This window comes from Halomonas cupida, from assembly GCF_900142755.1.
In the GTDB taxonomy this organism is placed as follows: Bacteria; Pseudomonadota; Gammaproteobacteria; order Pseudomonadales; family Halomonadaceae; genus Halomonas; species Halomonas cupida.
Window position 1 is genome coordinate 833,715 of the sequence record NZ_FRCA01000001.1, and the last position, 17,124, is coordinate 850,838.

Here is a 17,124-nt window from a genome sequence, read left to right on the forward strand (position 1 = left end):
GTGAGCAAGACCATCGTGTTCAAGACCAGGATGAATGAGCCTGGGGTTAATGTGCCGTCGTAAGCGAGTCCGTTGTGAGGGCGCCGTTGATGAGGAAGCCGGTCATGTCGAAGGCAGAAGCTGAGGAAATTACCGACAGAGCACCTCAGGTGCGTCGCACCGTGACGCGCACCCTGGTGGTGTTGGCCGGGATGTTTGTCTTCGCCTTTGCCTTGGTGCCGCTGTATGACGTGTTCTGTCAGGTCACGGGCCTCAATGGCAAGACATCAGCCTCTGCACAGACGCTGGCCAACCAGGATGCGGACATGAGTCGTACGGTGAACATGCAGTTCATCACTCGTTCCAGTGCCGGATTGCCGTGGCAGTTGGAGGCTCATACACGCCAGGTCCAGGTCCATCCCGGGGCTAGCGTCGAGGTCTACTTCACCTTTACCAATCTGAGTGACCGGACCATGGTGGCTCGGGCGGTGCCAAGTGTGACGCCCTCTGAAGCAGCAACACATCTACGCAAGCTGGCGTGTTTCTGTTTCCAGAACCAGCAATTGGGGCCGGGAGAAAGCTTCAAGGCTCCACTGGTCTTCCAGTTGACTCGTGAGCTGCCGGACGACATCCGCACCGTCACTATGGTGTACACCCTTCACCCCCAGGATTCCGGACCGCGGCAGGTTCAGGTCAGTGATCCAACATTCGACCAGTGGTTGGCAGGGCATGTCAGCGCACTGGACCTGGCGATGGACAACAGTTGATGAGACAGGATTGCGCAGGAGGTTACACATGAGCGGTGGAAGCTACTACGTACCTGCAACCAGCCGATGGCCGATTCTCGCCTCGCTGGCGCTGGGGTTGATGATGGTTGGAACCGGCACCTGGTTGGTGCATGGGAGTATTGGCTCGCTGATCATGTTGGCTGGCCTGGTGGCAATCCTCGCGATCATGGCGCTGTGGTTCCGTGACGTGATTCGAGAGTCGATGGATGGGCTGTACGACAGCCAGATGGATCGTTCCTTCCGCTGGGGAATGGCCTGGTTCATCTTCTCCGAAGTGATGTTCTTCGCGGCCTTCTTTGGTGCGCTGTTCTACGTGCGTACCTTTGCGCTGCCATGGCTGGACGGCGAAGGTGCCAAGGGCGTTACGGCCTTGCTGTGGCCGGACTTCACTGCCAGTTGGCCATTGCTGAATCCTCCCGATCCGTCGATCCAGGGGCCGGAGCACATCCTGGATCCCTGGAAACTACCGCTGATCAACACGCTGTTGCTGGTGACATCAAGCATCACCTTGACCTTCTCGCATGAGGCGCTGAAGAAGGGGGATCGCTACGGGGCTCACACCTGGCTTGTCGTGACGGTACTTTTCGGGGCGGTCTTTATCTGCATCCAGGGAATCGAGTATTACGAGGCCTGGGTACACCTCGGTCTTACGCTTCAGGCCGGCATCTACGGTTCGACCTTCTTCATGCTCACCGGCTTCCACGGGCTTCACGTCATCATCGGCACCATCATTCTGTTCACCCTGCTGCAGCGTGTGAAAAAGGGGCATTTCGATGCTCACAACCATTTCGCCTTCGAGGCAGGCGCCTGGTACTGGCACTTTGTGGATGTCGTCTGGATCGGCCTGTTCCTCTTTGTCTATGTGTTTTAAGCCCATGTACTCCAGGGCCATGTACTCCAGGGCCATGTGTTTCAGGTCTATGTGTTTCAGAGCTATGTGTTTCAGGTCTGTGTGATCCGGGCCTGGGGGTTCCAGACCCGAGCGGGACCAGGGACGGGTGCTGCAGAAGAGTTGCAGAAGATAAGCGCCGGTCAGCCCAGCGGACCGCCGAAGAACCCGTAGGCAAGCAGCACTACCAGCAGGGCGGCGAGACAGACCCGAATCTTCAGGGAGGTAAGCAGGCGGCGCGACTGGCTATCGTCCTTGAGCAGGAACCCTGCTCCGGCGGCGAGGCTTGCCAGCATGGCGATGAACACAACGGCGATAAGGGTCTTGAGCAACATGGCACGAGTCCGTTCTGAGGCAATGACAAGGCAACCGAAAGTGCGTCACAGGGGCCGATTGGTGTTCTGGTGTGTACTCTGCGGCTTGCTGATGACGCTCGGCATCTGTCTTGGACTATGGCAGTGGCAGAGGGCAGCCGACAAGCGCGAATGGCTCGAGGCAATGGCCAATGCTCCGCTGGTCGAATCGCCACGAGGTACTCCTGCTGAAGGGAGTGAGATAGTGATTGAAGGGCGCTTTCTTGGTGGCCAGACGCTGTTTCTCGATAACCGTACCTTGAATGGCCGTCTTGGTGTCGGTGTGCTTGTGCCCCTGATGGATGAATATGGCCAGCGCTGGCTGGTGGATCGAGGTTTCCTCGAGACCGGTATGTCGCGTGCCACGCCCGCGGTATCGACGCCTGAAGGAACTGTGCGCATCACTGGCCGTTGGCAGTCTGATGGGCGCCAGGCTCCCGTCTTTGGTGAGAACCTCGAGGGTCAACGCCTGCAACAGATCGAGCCGGCGGCCTGGCAGCAAGGTTTCAGCTTCGATGGCTGGGTGCACCAGCACAGCGGTAAAGGGCAACTGCCGGTGTGGTGGACACCGAATGTCATGCCACCAGAACGCCATACGGCCTACGCGGTTCAGTGGTGGTCACTGGCCACGGTAGCTTTCATTGCATTGTTGGTCGGCGCTAGACGGCTCAACGCCGATCGACGACGGTTGGGGCGGACCAGACCTGAGGAGCTATTGGGTAGAGGTCGTGGCGTACCGGACAAGGCAAACTCCAGGGCAGGGGAGGTTCGTGGATGATCGTTTCAGCACGCGTCAAATTGTTGGCTCTGATGGCTATCTTCGCTCTGCCCATGGTGGTGGCCTGGGCAATGGTCACCTTGCAGTGGGGGATCCCTGAGGGGCGCACAGCCCACGGCAATCTCGATGTGGAACTGCCGATGCTGGGTGAGTGGCCCATTGATCAGTTCCACAAGGAGGACGCCAGTGACTGGGTGATCGTCTATGACTGTGGTCAGCAATGTACCGAGGATGCTGATCGTTGGTGGCGGTTGCATCGTGCCCTGGGGCGAGAGGCGCATCGCCTGAGCCGGGTCAGGATTGGTGGCGATGGGGACGCCTTGCCTGGTGAGCATGTTGCGCACTGGCAGCAGCAGCCCGATTGGACCACTGACGGTCGTGTCTGGATTGGTGATCCCGAAGGCATGGTAATGCTCGAGTACCCATCGAATATTGAAACGGCTCTGGTGCTGGACGACATCGAGAAGCTGTTCAAGATGAATCCCGAGCCGGAATTCTCTCCGTTGGATGAGTCGTCCCGGGCGCTGTCGGTAGAACCAGCCGAGGAGACGCGTCATGAAAGCTGATCCCATGCCAGCAGACCGTCGGGCAGATGGAAACACCAAACGTATGGCGCTGCTGCGCACGTTGAGCCTTTGTGGCGCCATGTTTGCCGTGATCGTGATCCTCGCCGGAACCTGGACGCGACTTCTGGATGCCGGGTTGGGTTGCCCGGATTGGCCGGGTTGTTACGGGGCCCTTGTGGTGCCGGATGCCGAGATTGCCAGCCAGCATGCGTCAGGTGTGCCACTGGAGGCTTCCAAGGCATGGATGGAAATGATCCATCGTTACCTGGCCACCACGCTCGGCCTGCTGGGGCTGGTGTTGGTGGTGATCGGCTGGCGGATGCGTCGGCACACCGGCTTTCCCTGGCGGCTGATCGTGATGCTGTTCACCATGCTGATGGTGCAGGGGGCTTTTGGTGCCTATACCGTTACGCTCAAGCTCTGGCCGCAGGTCGTGACGCTTCACTTGCTGGGCGGTATCAGTGTGCTGGCGCTGTTCATCTGGCTACACCTGCGTTTGCGTCGATTCCATCAGCGGCGAGTTCTGGTGTCAGCGCCAATGGGGCGACTTTGGTGGGTGGCGGCAGCGCTGCTGGTGATGCAACTGGCGCTCGGTGGTTGGACATCGAGCAACTACGCAGGGATTGCCTGCCAGGGCTTCCCTACCTGTAATGCCCAGTGGTGGCCGGAAACCGACTGGGGCGAGGGCTTTCATTTGACTCAAACGGTTGGGCCCAATTACCTCCATGGTCAGCTGCATGCCGAGGCACGCAGTACCATTCATCTCGCTCATCGACTCGGTGCCGGAGCGCTGGCTCTGGCACTGTTCAGCCTGGCTTTTCGTTATTGGCGCGAGGTAGCAATGCGCCCCTGGTTGGCCAGCCTGGCGGCAGCTCTGGTGCTTCAGGCTGCACTTGGTATCGCCAACGTTCTGCTATGGTTACCGTTGGGCCTGGCGTTACTGCATACCGCCGGGGCGGTGCTGTTGGTGTTCGCCTTCAGCCTGGTGAGCTGGAAACTACGTCATCCAATACCGGCCAGGGCACGCCGGACTGCGGCTCTCGGCAAACGTGAGGAGTGGCTCCATGCGTGATGCGCTGCCATTACAGGTGGTCACTGCCGCTGAGCTTTGGCGTGATCTGATGACGCTCTGCAAGTGGCGTGTGGTGTCGGTGATGCTGGTATGCGCGCTGGTAGGGATGTTGCTGGCAGCGCCAGTACCGGCATTCAGCAATGTCGTTTTCGGTATTGGTGGTATTGCTCTGGCGGCGGCTGGAGCCGCTGCCATCAATCATGTCGTGGATCGCCGCCTGGATGCGCAGATGCTGCGTACCTCTCGCCGTCCTCTGGCCAGTGGTCGCATGACCTGGCCGTTGGCGCTGGGCTGGGCGGTGCTGCTGAGTGCGTCCGGAATCGCATTGCTCGCAGTAGCGGTGAACGCACTGACGGCGTGGCTCACATTGGCATCCCTGATCGGCTATGCACTGATCTATACGGTGTTCCTCAAGCGTGCTACACCTCAGAATATCGTGATTGGCGGCGTCGCAGGTGCTTCTCCGCCGCTGCTCGGCTGGACAGCGGTGACGGGATCCCTGGGGCCGGAGCCCCTGTTGCTGATGTTGATCATCTTCGCCTGGACGCCTCCCCATTTCTGGGCACTGGCAATCTACAAGCGTGACGAATACGCCGAGGCAGGGGTCCCCATGTTGCCCGTGACCCACGGCTGTGACTTTGCGCGCCTGCAGGTGTGGCTCTATGGCTGGTTGACTGTTGCCGCCACCTTGCTGCCGTTCTCTATCGGAATGAGTGGCTGGCCCTATCTAATCGGGGTAGTTGTCCTCAATATTCGCTTCATGATCTGGAACTTGAGAGTCTGGAAGGGGCATGATGGTCAGGCACCTCTGCAGGCTTTCTGGTTCTCCATTCATTACCTGCTGTGGGTATTCGTGCTGCTGCTGGCCGACCATTACCTGGCAATGGTGGTGGACTGAAGCAGATTCATGCGGGTGCGGCCGGTTGTCGCCCGGGAGATTTCCTACGACATTGTGGGGTTTCTCTGGCGATAAGGTTGTGTAAAATGCCAACCTTTTGAAGTGATGGGGAAATCATGTCCAACACCGTAGCACTGAGTCTGCTCGGCATCGGCACGGTCGTGATTGTTGCACTGGCGTATTACGCAATGTCCCTGCGCCGACAAGTGGCTCTTCGTGAAGCCTTTCGGCGTGATGAGGATCGTCGTGCGCGGGACAATGCCCTGGAGAATCTGGAGTTGGTCGCTTCAGCGCTGGTTCAGGGGCAGGTGGAGATCACCGAAGGCTGCTGGCGCATCAAGGTATTGCTGGAGATGCTGGATCCATCGCTATTGGTGCGCTCTGAGTTTCGTGTCTTTGCCGATGTTCATGAAGAGACCCGGCACCTGCATACTCACGACGCCCGCAAGGAATTGACTGCCAGACAGCGCTTCGCCGAGGACCGTCACAGGTTGTCGGTGGAAGACCGTTTACGCGAGGAAGTGCTGGAGGCGGCAAAGTTTGTACTGGACTTTCGGGCCCGTTACCCAGAGAGTCTCACTTGAATCAATTCGAACACTGTTCGAAGATGTCGGTGTGGGGGTATACTTGTAGCGTTCTCGTGGTGACTTGATATGGAAGTGTCATCAACTGGGTCGCACAATAGGCTGGCTGCTGCGTGATACCGCCACATGGCAAAGCTGTTGTGAAAGCGTGGGAAAACCGGGCTGTGGTACTGGCCAGGCATTATTTTTCATGCTTATCTTGCCATTGGGGAATTAGGGTACCTATCCTGTTTCTCGTCCGGCACAACATTGGACCCGCTGAAGAACAGGGTTACCCGGTATTCAGCATTGAGTGTCAAAAAAGAAGGAGTCTTACATGAAAAAATCAACGACTGGCTTGCTGCTCGGCTCTGCTCTGGTTGTCGGCCTTTCCGGCTGCGCCAGCTCTGCATCAACTGATACGAGCTCCAATGCCGACAAGGCATGGTATCAGCATCCGTTCGTCTGCGGCGTTGCCGGCGGCCTGATCGGTGGCGGTATCGGTTACGGTACTTCCGGCGAGAGCGACGAAGACACCGGTGCTGCTGTTGGCGCTACTCTCGGTACCGTTGCTGGCGCACTGCTGTGTGCAGAGCCCAACAAGGAGCCGGCGGTAGCTTCTCCGGTTGATTCCGATGGCGACGGCGTCTACGACGAAAACGACCAGTGCCCGGGTACTCCGGCTGGCGTTGCTGTCGACGCAGTCGGCTGCCCGCTGGATTCCGATGGCGACGGTGTGCCGGACTTCCAGGACCAGTGCCCGGGTACTCCGGCTGGCGTCAAGGTCAACGCTCTGGGTTGTGAAGCCGACCTCGTGCTGCGTGACGTGAACTTCGAGTTCGACTCCGCGACTCTGACTCCGCAGGCTGAGCAAGTGCTGCTGGGTGTGGCCGAGCCGCTGCGCAACAACTCGAACGTTGGCGTTGTCATCGAGGGTCACACTGACTCTACCGGTTCTGCCGAGTACAACAAGAAGCTGTCTCAGGAGCGTGCCGCTTCTGTTGCTCGCTTCCTGGCCAGCCAGGGCATCGACCCGAGCCGCATGCGTGCTGTGGGTTACGGTGAAGAGCAGCCGATCGCGTCCAACGAGACCGATGCAGGCCGTGCCGAGAACCGTCGCGTTGAGCTGGGTGAGTGGCAGTAATATTGCCATGAACCGGGTTTCCACCGGCCAGTGGCCGGGTTAAGGAGATTCTGCCGGCCTCTGGCCGGAGCGATGAAAGACGGGGCGCCTTCGGGCGCCCCGTTGTCGTGTGTGCTGTATGCACGACCTGGAGCGTTCCACGAGGGGGACGTCGCGCTCGGGGCAGGCCGGTGTTGGTCCTTCATGATTCGGCGCTAGGGCAGGAGGATGGTGATTGGCGATAGCCTCTGAGGGGCTGTTTCTGGTACGCTATGTCGCTGTTTCAACTCCTCGAATCCATCTGATGGCGGCATGTGGTCCCTGGTATGGATCACCACTGCTGCACAAGGACAAGCTTTCATGCCCATCGTGACACTGCCTGATGGCAGTCAGAGAACCTTCGACGAACCCCTGAGCATCATGGATCTGGCCGCCAGTATCGGCCCCGGCCTGGCCAAGGCCTGTATTGCTGGCCGTATTGACGGCGTACTGGTAGATGCTGCCGATGTGATCGAGCGTGATGCTCGAGTGGATATCATCACCGCTCGTGATGAAGACGGTCTGGAGATCATTCGTCACTCCTGTGCCCACCTGATTGGTCATGCCGTCAAGCAGTTATACCCGGAAGCTCACATGGCCATCGGGCCTGTGATCGAGGATGGGTTCTATTACGATATCGATTTCGGTAGATCGGTGACCCCCGAGGATCTCGAGGCCATCGAAGCCCGAATGAAGCAGCTGATTGACGAAGAGTATGACGTTGTTCGCGAGTATGTTGATCGCGACAAGGCGTTGGCTGCCTTCGTTGAGCGTGATGAACCCTACAAGCAGGAACTCGTGCGCGGGATTCCCGAGGGTGAGACCATTCGTCTCTATCATCACCAGGAATATACCGATATGTGTCGTGGGCCCCATGTGCCCAATACACGGCATCTCAAGGCGTTCAAGCTGACCAAGCTGGCTGGTGCCTATTGGCGCGGCAACGCCGAGAACGCCATGCTGACACGTATCTATGGCACTGCCTGGGGCGACAAGAAGCAGCTCAAGGCATATATCCAGCGTCTCGAGGAAGCCGAGAAGCGCGATCACCGCAAGCTGGCTCGCCGTCTGGACCTGTTCCACATGCAGGAAGAGGCGCCGGGGATGGTGTTCTGGCACCCCAATGGCTGGACGCTGTGGCAGGTGGTCGAGCAGTATATGCGTGGCGTCTACAAGGAAGGCGGCTATCAGGAAATTCGCTGCCCGCAGATCATGGATGTCTCGCTGTGGAAGAAGTCCGGTCACTGGGACAACTATGCCGATGGCATGTTCTTCACCGAGTCGGAAAAACGCGAGTATGCACTCAAGCCGATGAATTGCCCTGGCCATGTCCAGGTCTTCAATTCCGGGCTGCGTAGCTATCGCGAATTGCCGGTACGTTTCGGTGAGTTCGGTGGTTGTCATCGCAACGAGCCGTCCGGCGCGCTGCATGGTATCATGCGGGTAAGGGCCTTTACCCAGGACGATGGTCACGTCTTCTGTACCGAAGCTCAGGTCGAATCGGAGGTTACCAGCTTCCATCGGCAGGCCCTGAAGGTCTATAGTGACTTCGGTTTCGAGGATATTGCGATCAAGATTGCCCTGCGCCCGGACAAGCGCATCGGCGACGATGAGGTCTGGGATCGTGCCGAAGACGCTCTGCGCAGCGCCCTGAGCGCCTGCGATGTCGAGTGGCAGGAACTGCCGGGCGAGGGGGCCTTCTATGGTCCCAAGATCGAGTATCACATGAAGGACTGCCTGGGTCGCGAATGGCAGGTAGGTACCATGCAGGTTGATTTCATGATGCCGACACGTCTCGGTGCGCAGTATGTGACCGAAGAGGGCGAGCGCAAGCCGCCGGTCATGCTGCACCGGGCCATCGTGGGTTCCATGGAGCGCTTCATTGGTATCCTCATCGAGCACTATGCCGGGGCCATGCCGTTGTGGTTGGCGCCGGAGCAGGCAGTGGTGATGATCATCACCGATGCTCAACGCGAATATGCCGAAGCCTTGACCTCTCGCTTGCAGAATCTTGGCTTACGCGTCAAGTCGGACTTGAGGAACGAGAAGATCGGCTTTAAAATCCGCGAGCATACGTTGCAGAAGGTCCCTTATCTTCTTGTCGTCGGAGATAAGGAAGTCGAGGCCGACTCGGTGGCTGTGCGAACGCGCAGCGGTGAAAATCTGGGCACCATGACGGTGGATGCCTTCATCGAGAGAGTCCAGGCCGAGCGGTATTGAGGGTAGGCGGCATGTGGCCGCCGCCCGTTCGACATCTTCCAAGGCTAAAGTGGAGACGCAACCATCAAGCGTAGCAACCCAAGAGGACGCCCCCAGGAAAAGCGTCCGCCAATGAACGAGCGCATCACCGAGGATCAGGTTCGCCTGATCGCGAGCGACGGCGAACAGTTGGGCATCGTTGACACCAGCGAAGCTCTCGAGCGTGCCGAAGCCGAAGGGATGGATCTCGTCCAGATTTCCAACGCCGATCCTATCGTCTGCAAGATCATGGATTACGGCAAGTTCGTCTTCGAGCAGAAGAAGCAGAAGGCTGCTCAGAAGAAGAAGCAGAAGCAGATTCAGGTCAAGGAAGTCAAATTCCGGCCTGGCACCGACGAGGGTGACTATCAGGTCAAGCTGAAAAACCTGATTCGTTTCCTCGAAGGTGGCGACAAGGGCAAGGTCACCCTGCGTTTTCGCGGGCGTGAAATGGCGCACCAGGACCTCGGCCGCAAGCTGATGGAACGCATTGCCTCGGATCTCGAAGAGATCGGGACAGTGGAAGCCTTCCCCAAGATGGAAGGGCGCCAGATGATCATGATCATTGCCCCCAAGAAGAAGTGATCCGACGGCCAGTTGAACGGATTGCCGGTCTCACGGCCGGCAATAGGCCCCGGGTTTTCTAAAAAATATCGAGCGGAGTTTATCCTCATGCCGAAAATCAAGAGCAACAGTGGCGCAGCCAAGCGCTTCAAGAAGACTGCCAATGGTTTCAAGCATAAGCAGTCTTTCCGTAGCCACATTCTGACCAAGAAGTCCACCAAGCGTAAGCGTCAGCTGCGTGGCATGCAGCAGATCCACGATGCCGACAAGGCACTCGTGCGTCGCATGCTGCCGTACATCTGATCCTTGGTGAAACTTAATTAACGTCAGGAGAGTGCTATGACTCGTGTCAAGCGTGGTGTCGTCGCCCGTCGTCGTCACAAGAAGATTCTCAAGCAGGCCAAGGGTTACTACGGTGCCCGTTCGCGCGTTTTCCGCGTGGCCAAGCAGGCCGTCATCAAAGCCGGCCAGTATGCTTATCGTGACCGTCGCCAGCGCAAGCGTCAGTTCCGTGCCCTGTGGATTCAGCGTATCAACGCTGGTGCCCGCCTGCACGGCCTGTCCTACAGCCGCTTCGTTGGTGGCCTGAAGAAGGCTGGCATCGAAATCGACCGTAAGGTCCTGGCTGACCTGGCTGTTCACGAGAAGGCTGCATTTGCTGCCATCGTGGAAAAGGCCAAGGCTGCCCAGTAAGCGCGTCCGATTAGCGCGTCGCATCCCTGAAAGCAGGGGATGCCGAAGCATGATCGTCCCAGGGGAAGAGCAGCCGCTCTTCCCCTGTTTTTTTGCCTGGCCCAGTGACCGAGTACAGACTGGTGACAATGGGTAGGTTGGGATGATCGATACATACTAGATTGCAAGACCAACGACATCGGAGCTCTACGGATGGACCATCTACCTGTATTGGTTCAACAGGCTCGCGAGGCCATCACGGCCGCAGACAACATGGTGGCGCTCGACGAGATTCGAGTGCGTTATCTGGGCAAGAAGGGTGAGTTGACGGCGTTGCTCAAGGGGCTTGGCAAGCTGCCGCCCGAGGAGCGTCCGGCAGCCGGCGAGCAGATCAACCAGGCCAAGCAGGCGCTGGCACAGGAACTCGACACACAGCGCGAAGCGCTGGCCCGGGCGGAGCTGGAAGCACGCCTGGCGGCAGAGCGTGTCGATGTCACTCTGCCCGGGCGCGGTCAGCCCACGGGTGGCCTGCATCCCGTGACCCGTACCCTGGAGCGTATCGAATCGCTGTTCCGGCGTATCGGTTACGACGTTGCCGTTGGCCCGGAGCTCGAGGATGACTATCACAACTTCGAAGCCCTGAATATTCCGGCTCATCATCCGGCGCGAGGTATGGCGGATACCTTCTATTTCGATGCCACACGGTTGCTGCGCACCCACACTTCGCCGGTACAGGTGCGGACCATGAAGGCCGGTGAGCCGCCAATTCGTATCGTCTGCCCAGGCCGTGTCTATCGCAGTGACTCGGATCTGACTCATACCCCGATGTTCCACCAGGTGGAAGGCCTGCTGGTCGATGAGGGCGTCAGTTTCGCGGATCTCAAGGGGACTATCGAGGATTTCCTTCACGCCTTCTTCGAGCGTGATGACCTCTCTGTACGCTTCCGTCCGTCCTACTTCCCGTTCACCGAACCTTCGGCTGAAGTCGATATCGAGTGCGTGATGTGCTCCGGCGACGGCTGTCGTGTGTGCTCCCACACCGGTTGGCTCGAAGTCATGGGGTGTGGAATGGTGCATCCGGAAGTGTTCCGCCATGGCGACATTGACGCCGAGCGCTATACCGGCTTTGCCTTCGGTATGGGTGCGGAGCGTCTGGCCATGCTGCGCTATGGTGTCAACGATCTGCGCCTGTTCTTCGAGAATGATCTGCGCTTCCTCAAGCAGTTTCACTGACATTCGCCAGCAACAGAAGCAACAGGAGCCGAAATGAAAGTTTCCGAACAGTGGCTGCGCGAATGGGTCTCGCCGCAGCTTTCGACCCAGGGTCTGGCCGATCAGATCACCATGGCGGGTCTGGAAGTCGATGCAGTGGAGCCGGTCGCGGCAGATTTCACCAGAGTGGTGGTCGGTGAGGTCGTCGACAAGGTTCAGCACCCCGATGCGGACAAGCTGAATGTCTGCCAGGTGCAGGACGGCAGTGGCGAGACCGTGCAAGTGGTCTGTGGTGCGCCCAACGTCGCCATAGGGCAGCGTATTCCCTTCGCTCAGGTTGGCGCTGTGCTGCCGGGCGATTTCAAGATCAAAAAGGCCAAACTGCGCGGAGTCGAGTCCTTCGGCATGATCTGCTCAGCCTCGGAGCTGGGGCTTGAGGAGGGCACGTCGGAAGGTATTCTGGTTCTGCCTGACGAGGCTCCTGTGGGCACCTGCCTGCGTGAGTACCTCAACCTCGACGACCACACCATTGAAGTTGATCTGACGCCCAATCGCGGTGATTGTCTCAGTGTGCTGGGTCTGGCGCGGGAAGTGGGGGTTCTCAACCGTCTACCGCTGAATGCGCCGGAAGGCTTGGATGTTGCTGTTGGGCATGACGAGACCTTCCCGGTCAGGGTCGAGGATGCTGAACGCTGCCCGCGCTATATCGGTCGTGTCATCAAGGGGGTCGACATCAGCGCCGAGACACCAACCTGGATGGTGGAGCATCTGCGGCGCAGCGGGATTCGTGCCATCGATCCGGCGGTCGATGTGACCAACTACGTCATGCTCGAGTTGGGGCAGCCGCTACACGCCTTCGATCTGGCCAACCTCGACGGGGCTGTGGTCGTGCGCCTTGCCCGTCAGGGAGAGGAGCTGATGCTGCTCGACGGTCAACAGGTCAAGCTGGATGCCGGCACTCTGATCATCGCCGACGAGAAGGGACCTCTGGCCATCGCTGGGGTCATGGGCGGTGAGCACTCCGGGGTCAGCACCGCGACGCGGGACATCTTCCTTGAGGGTGCCTTCTTTACGCCGCTTTCTGTGGCTGGTCAGGCGCGCTCCTATGGCCTGCATACCGATGCCTCGCACCGCTTCGAACGGGGAGTCGATCCCGAGATGACGCGGCGCGCCATTGAGCGTGCGACCCAATTGCTGATCGATATCTGTGGTGGAGAGGCGGGTCCTCTCAATGAACAGGTTAACGACGCGCATCTGCCGCGTGGACGTGAGGTCACCCTGCGTGAAGAGCGTCTCGCCGCTGCCTTGAGCAAGCGGCTCGACAACGCTGAAGTCGCCGAGATTCTCGAGCGCCTCGGCATGGTTGTCGAGGTCGTGGACAAGGGTTGGACGGTCAAGGTGCCGAGCTGGCGTTTCGATATCAGCATCGAAGAGGATCTGATCGAGGAAGTTGCGCGAATTCATGGCTACAACCGATTGCCGGTGCGCCGTCCAGCCGTGCGTCTGGCGCTGGAGCCCGAGGCCGAGTCGCGTACTCCGCTGGCCCGTCTGCGTCGCCAGATGACTGCCCGTGGCTACCAGGAAGCCATTACCTACAGCTTCGTTGCCCCTGAGCTGCAGAAGACGCTGTTGCCCGAGGCGAAGTCACCAGTGCTGGCCAACCCGATCTCTGCCGACCTATCGGTGATGCGGGCCAGCCTGTTTCCGGGGCTGATTCGTGCGCTGGAGCACAACCTCAACCGTCAGCAGAGTCGTGTGCGACTATTCGAGAGCGGGCTGGTGTTCCGTGGTGAGCTTGATCATCTCGAGCAGATTCCCATGCTCGGCGCTCTGGTATGTGGGTCGCAATTGCCCGAAGGCTGGACCGGTGGTCGTGACAAGGTCGACTTCTTTGATCTGAAGGGAGATCTGGAGAGCCTTCTGGGCGTTGCCGGTGACGCTTCGGCCTGGCGATTCGAGCCGGGCGAGCATCCATCACTGCATCCGGGCCAATGTGCTCGCGTCCTGCATCGTGGTCAGGAAGCCGGCTGGATCGGGGCTCTGCACCCTGCGGCGCGTGCCAAACTGGGCCTGAAGGCAGAGGCCATTCTGTTTGAAGTGCGTCTCGATGCGCTGACCGAAGGACGTATCCCGGCGTTTACTCCATTGTCGCGTTATCCTGAGGTACGTCGCGACCTGGCCTTCGTCGTGGCAGAAACCACGCCGGTTCAGGCGTTGATGGACGCTGTACGTAGCGAGGCCGGGGAATGGCTGACGGATGTGGCGCTTTTTGACGTGTATCAGGGCAAGGGAGTTGCGGATCAGCATAAGAGTGTCGCTCTGGGCTTGACCTGGCAGCATCCTTCGCGCACGCTAAATGACGAGGAAATCAATCAGTTGGTCGATGCCATCGTGACCACGGCTCGACGGCGCCTGCAAGCAGAGCTGAGAGCCTGAGTGCAAGGAGCAGTATATGAGCGCTGAGGGGTGGCAAGACCATCACCATGAGGACGACAACATGGGAGCGTTGACCAAGGCTGAACTGGCTGAGCATCTGCACACCGAACTCGGTCTTTCCAAGCGGGAAGCGAAGTCCATGGTGGAGGCTTTCTTCGAGGAAATCCGCGGGTGCCTGCGCGAGAACGAACAGGTCAAGTTGTCCGGATTCGGCAACTTTGATCTGCGCGACAAGCGTGAGAGGCCAGGGCGCAACCCGAAAACCGGCGAGGAGATTCCGATCTCCGCCCGTCGTGTGGTGACCTTCCGCCCCGGGCAGAAGCTCAAGAGTCAGGTCGGGCACCCCGACTCCTGACCACAGGAGGCAAGACCTCGACAGCGCCCCTCCTTCAGGGAGGCGGCGCTGTTGTTGTTGCCTATTCCTTCTGATCGTTGAATATGTCCATTGAGTGGGAGCCGCACCATGCTGATTTCGCTGGCGGTATCCAACTATCGCTCGCTGCGTGACCTGCGAGTCGAACTGGGCGCGCTCAATGTCATTACCGGTGCCAACGGCAGCGGCAAATCCAACCTTTATCGTTCCTTGCGTCTGCTCGCGGCCACCGCCCAGGGCGACGTGGTGTCGGCGCTGGCCTGTGAGGGCGGATTGCCATCCTGTTTCTGGGCGGGCCCTGAACAGTTCTCGCGTAGTATGCGTGAGGGCCGAGAAGCGATTCAGGGCGGGCCACGTCAGCAGGCGGTGCGCCTCAAGCTCGGTTTCAGTGCCGAGGATTTCGGTTATCTGATCGAGTTGGGGCTGCCAAGGCCGGATGCGACCAGTCTTTTCAATCTCGACCCCGAGATCAAACGCGAAGCCATCTGGGTGGGCAGCGCCTGGCGACCAGCCAGTGCCGTGGTGGATCGGCGTGGACCACTGGTCAAGGTGCGGGAAGGGCGGCGCTGGGTCGTTGCCAGTGAACAGCTTGCCAGTTTTGATAGCCTGTTCAGCCAGCTCGCAGATGCGCGGGCGACGCCATTGGTGCTGGAGCTGCGTGAACGAATTCGCAACTGGCGCTTCTACGACCAGTTTCGTACCGACCCGGAAGCGCCGGCTCGACAGGTGCCGTTGGCAACGCGCACTCCGGTGTTGCATCACGATGGTCGTGACCTCATCGCAGCACTGCAGACCATTCGTGAAGTCGGCGATTCGAGCGCTCTCGATGAGGCCATCGAGGATGCTTTTCCTGGTGCGCATGTGCAGATTGATACCATAGGGGGCGGTCGTCTTGCGCTGGGCTTCCACCAGCATGGTCTGCTGCGGCCGTTGTCCAGCGCTGAGCTTTCCGATGGCACCCTGCGCTACCTGTTGTTGATGGCCGCATTGCTGACGCCACGCCCGCCATCTCTGATGGTGCTCAACGAGCCGGAGAACAGCCTTCATCCTGATCTGCTGCCGGCACTCGCCAGGTTGATCATTCGCGCCAGTGAGGCCACACAGTTATGGGTAGTAACTCATTCCACTCGACTGGTGGCGGCGCTCAACGGCTCGCAGCGCTGTCACGCGATCGAGCTGGACAAGCAGTTGGGCGAGACGCAGATCCTCGGTCGCGGCATTCTGGATATGCCTACCTGGCACTGGCCGTGACTTGCCGGTCAGGACTTCAGATACCCTGTTGCTCCAGCCACCACGTAATCACCACCTTGAACACATAGCCGAGCATGCCGGCGCCCAACACGACGAACATCATCAGGGTGCCGAAGCGGCCAGCCTTCGATCTGCGTGCCAGGTCGAGGATGATGAAGCACATGAACAGCATGAGTGCGCCGATCATGATCGGGGTGATCCAGGCGTCAAAGGTCTCTCGCATGGCAGGTTCCTGGTGTAGATCAAAGGGGACGATGACGCCATGGTAGCCTGAATGGTGGTTGCCCTGCAGCGTGGCGGTCCTGAGGACAGACTGTGGGGCGAGTGCGCCGACCAGGGAGGGCATGGTAGAATCTGCCCAGATTTTTCAGCCCATTCTTCTATAAGCCTAGCCTCACATGCCTACTCTCAAGATACTTGTCGGCACCATGTATGGTGGTGCGCTGGACGTGGCCGAACAGGTCAAGCCGTTGTTCGAGGATGCCGGTTACGAGGTGCAGATACTCGACCAGCCCGGCCTCGCGGATATCACCGGGGAGGATACCGACCTGGCGCTGTTCTGTGTGTCGACCACAGGAAGCGGTGATTTTCCCGGGAACTTCGTCCCCTTCGTCAGAGAATTGCAGGACCAGAGTCCAGGCCTGCCGAACCTGCGGTATGGCCTGATTGCCATGGGTGACAGCTCCTACGGCGACACCTTCTGCGGCGCCGGAAGGCGCCTTGACGAGATTCTCCGGGATCAGGGTGCGACACGGCTCGATGAGCGCCTCGAGATCGATGCCATGGAAACCTTCATGGCTGATGATGCGGCCTTGCCTTGGGTCGAGGGTTGGATCAGCGCACAGAACCTCAAGGTGGCCTGATGAGTGGCACAGGAATCTCCGGTCGGAAAGTGGCCAGCCCGGCACGCTTGAGCCTGATGGTCGGGCTGATGGTGGTGCTGGCGTTCACCCTGCCGCGTTACTCCGTGGCTGGACATGCCACTCGGGAAACGCTTGGCTGGATTGTCCTCGCGGTGCTGGCGATTGCCAGCGTAGTACAGTGGTGGTTTCTCGATGGCTCGGGACGTTCACGCTTTCTGCGTCTGCTGTTCACCCTGTTTGGCTGCCTGGTGGTCGGCATGCTTGGCATGATTGCCTGGAAGACGGTGGGTGGAGGTGTGCCGCTGGGATTTGCCACCCTGTCTCAGGGAGCGACTGCCGGTGTACTGTTGCATGCCATCGTTCTGGTGTTCGCACGCAAGGATTGAGACGACATCCTGTCAGGTTCAATCAACAGGTTTCAGGTGGAACGAAGCGGCCCGAGTCTTCTGGACTCGGGCCGCTGTCGT

The 17,124-nt window shown here is 59.3% G+C and carries 20 protein-coding genes; 18 read left to right on the plus strand and 2 right to left on the minus strand.

What is annotated here, in order from left to right; genetic code table 11:
* Window positions 1–104: 104 nt before the first annotated feature.
* Together BUE38_RS03635 and BUE38_RS03640 are read left to right on the plus strand one after the other, a co-directional pair.
* The gene (locus tag BUE38_RS03635; RefSeq protein WP_084541690.1) at window positions 105–746 is read left to right on the plus strand and encodes a cytochrome c oxidase assembly protein; all 642 of its coding nucleotides are present in this window, start codon (window positions 105–107) and stop codon (window positions 744–746) included.
* A gap of 28 nt (window positions 747–774) precedes the next feature.
* Window positions 775–1,638, plus strand: coding sequence for a cytochrome c oxidase subunit 3 (locus tag BUE38_RS03640; protein WP_073433612.1), 864 nt, complete (start codon window positions 775–777; stop codon window positions 1,636–1,638).
* Window positions 1,639–1,799: 161 nt separating this feature from the next.
* Here the strand turns inward: BUE38_RS03640 and BUE38_RS03645 are convergent, their stop codons facing one another.
* Window positions 1,800–1,991 (minus strand): DUF2909 family protein, encoded by a 192-nt coding sequence (locus BUE38_RS03645; protein ID WP_073433613.1) that lies wholly within the window; start codon window positions 1,989–1,991, stop codon window positions 1,800–1,802.
* A gap of 40 nt (window positions 1,992–2,031) precedes the next feature.
* Between BUE38_RS03645 and BUE38_RS03650 the strand changes: the two genes are divergently transcribed.
* The 14 genes from BUE38_RS03650 (at window position 2,032) to BUE38_RS03715 (ending at window position 15,794) form a co-directional block, all read left to right on the plus strand.
* On the plus strand, window positions 2,032–2,787 hold the full coding sequence (locus tag BUE38_RS03650) for an SURF1 family protein (protein ID WP_234986750.1): 756 nt from the start codon (window positions 2,032–2,034) through the stop codon (window positions 2,785–2,787).
* On the plus strand, window positions 2,784–3,353 hold the full coding sequence (locus BUE38_RS03655; RefSeq protein ID WP_073433614.1) for a hypothetical protein: 570 nt from the start codon (window positions 2,784–2,786) through the stop codon (window positions 3,351–3,353). Before BUE38_RS03650 ends, BUE38_RS03655 begins: the two co-directional genes overlap by 4 nt.
* Window positions 3,343–4,425, plus strand: a complete 1,083-nt coding sequence (locus BUE38_RS03660; protein ID WP_084541691.1) for a COX15/CtaA family protein — start codon at window positions 3,343–3,345, stop codon at window positions 4,423–4,425. Before BUE38_RS03655 ends, BUE38_RS03660 begins: the two co-directional genes overlap by 11 nt.
* Complete coding sequence (gene cyoE, locus BUE38_RS03665; RefSeq protein WP_073433615.1) at window positions 4,418–5,323, plus strand: heme o synthase; 906 nt, start codon at window positions 4,418–4,420, stop codon at window positions 5,321–5,323. Before BUE38_RS03660 ends, cyoE begins: the two co-directional genes overlap by 8 nt.
* Window positions 5,324–5,439: 116 nt before the next feature.
* Entirely contained in the window at window positions 5,440–5,907 is a 468-nt protein-coding gene (locus tag BUE38_RS03670) for a DUF2489 domain-containing protein (protein ID WP_073433616.1), read from the plus strand.
* 316 nt (window positions 5,908–6,223) lie between these two features.
* Complete coding sequence (locus tag BUE38_RS03675) at window positions 6,224–7,030, plus strand: OmpA family protein (RefSeq protein ID WP_073433617.1); 807 nt, start codon at window positions 6,224–6,226, stop codon at window positions 7,028–7,030.
* Window positions 7,031–7,369: 339 nt separating this feature from the next.
* Window positions 7,370–9,268 carry a threonine--tRNA ligase gene (gene thrS / locus BUE38_RS03680; RefSeq protein WP_073433618.1) on the plus strand — a complete coding sequence of 633 codons (1,899 nt, stop codon included), beginning with the start codon at window positions 7,370–7,372 and terminating at the stop codon, window positions 9,266–9,268.
* 63 nt (window positions 9,269–9,331) lie between these two features.
* Window positions 9,332–9,871 (plus strand): translation initiation factor IF-3, encoded by a 540-nt coding sequence (gene infC, locus BUE38_RS03685; RefSeq protein ID WP_073433619.1) that lies wholly within the window; start codon window positions 9,332–9,334, stop codon window positions 9,869–9,871.
* An 87-nt stretch (window positions 9,872–9,958) separates the two neighbouring features.
* Complete coding sequence (rpmI, locus tag BUE38_RS03690; RefSeq protein WP_021817420.1) at window positions 9,959–10,153, plus strand: 50S ribosomal protein L35; 195 nt, start codon at window positions 9,959–9,961, stop codon at window positions 10,151–10,153.
* A gap of 36 nt (window positions 10,154–10,189) precedes the next feature.
* Window positions 10,190–10,543: a 50S ribosomal protein L20 gene (gene rplT / locus BUE38_RS03695; RefSeq protein ID WP_073433620.1), complete on the plus strand. Its 354-nt coding sequence runs from the start codon at window positions 10,190–10,192 to the stop codon at window positions 10,541–10,543.
* Window positions 10,544–10,735: 192 nt separating this feature from the next.
* Window positions 10,736–11,755: a phenylalanine--tRNA ligase subunit alpha gene (gene pheS / locus BUE38_RS03700; RefSeq protein WP_073433621.1), complete on the plus strand. Its 1,020-nt coding sequence runs from the start codon at window positions 10,736–10,738 to the stop codon at window positions 11,753–11,755.
* Between the two features lie 33 nt (window positions 11,756–11,788).
* The gene (gene pheT / locus BUE38_RS03705; RefSeq protein ID WP_073433622.1) at window positions 11,789–14,170 is read left to right on the plus strand and encodes a phenylalanine--tRNA ligase subunit beta; all 2,382 of its coding nucleotides are present in this window, start codon (window positions 11,789–11,791) and stop codon (window positions 14,168–14,170) included.
* 16 nt (window positions 14,171–14,186) lie between these two features.
* Window positions 14,187–14,525, plus strand: coding sequence for an integration host factor subunit alpha (gene ihfA, locus BUE38_RS03710; RefSeq protein WP_255320719.1), 339 nt, complete (start codon window positions 14,187–14,189; stop codon window positions 14,523–14,525).
* Between the two features lie 108 nt (window positions 14,526–14,633).
* Entirely contained in the window at window positions 14,634–15,794 is a 1,161-nt protein-coding gene (locus tag BUE38_RS03715) for an AAA family ATPase (protein WP_073433623.1), read from the plus strand.
* Window positions 15,795–15,810: 16 nt separating this feature from the next.
* Here the strand turns inward: BUE38_RS03715 and BUE38_RS03720 are convergent, their stop codons facing one another.
* Window positions 15,811–16,017, minus strand: a complete 207-nt coding sequence (locus BUE38_RS03720) for a DUF2788 domain-containing protein (RefSeq protein WP_073433797.1) — start codon at window positions 16,015–16,017, stop codon at window positions 15,811–15,813.
* A gap of 175 nt (window positions 16,018–16,192) precedes the next feature.
* On the opposite strand from BUE38_RS03720, the gene BUE38_RS03725 reads away from it, so the two are divergent.
* Window positions 16,193–16,657, plus strand: coding sequence for a flavodoxin domain-containing protein (locus BUE38_RS03725; protein WP_073433624.1), 465 nt, complete (start codon window positions 16,193–16,195; stop codon window positions 16,655–16,657).
* Complete coding sequence (locus BUE38_RS03730) at window positions 16,657–17,043, plus strand: hypothetical protein (protein WP_073433625.1); 387 nt, start codon at window positions 16,657–16,659, stop codon at window positions 17,041–17,043. The genes BUE38_RS03725 and BUE38_RS03730 overlap by 1 nt, the downstream gene beginning before the upstream one ends.
* Window positions 17,044–17,124 lie beyond the last annotated feature (81 nt).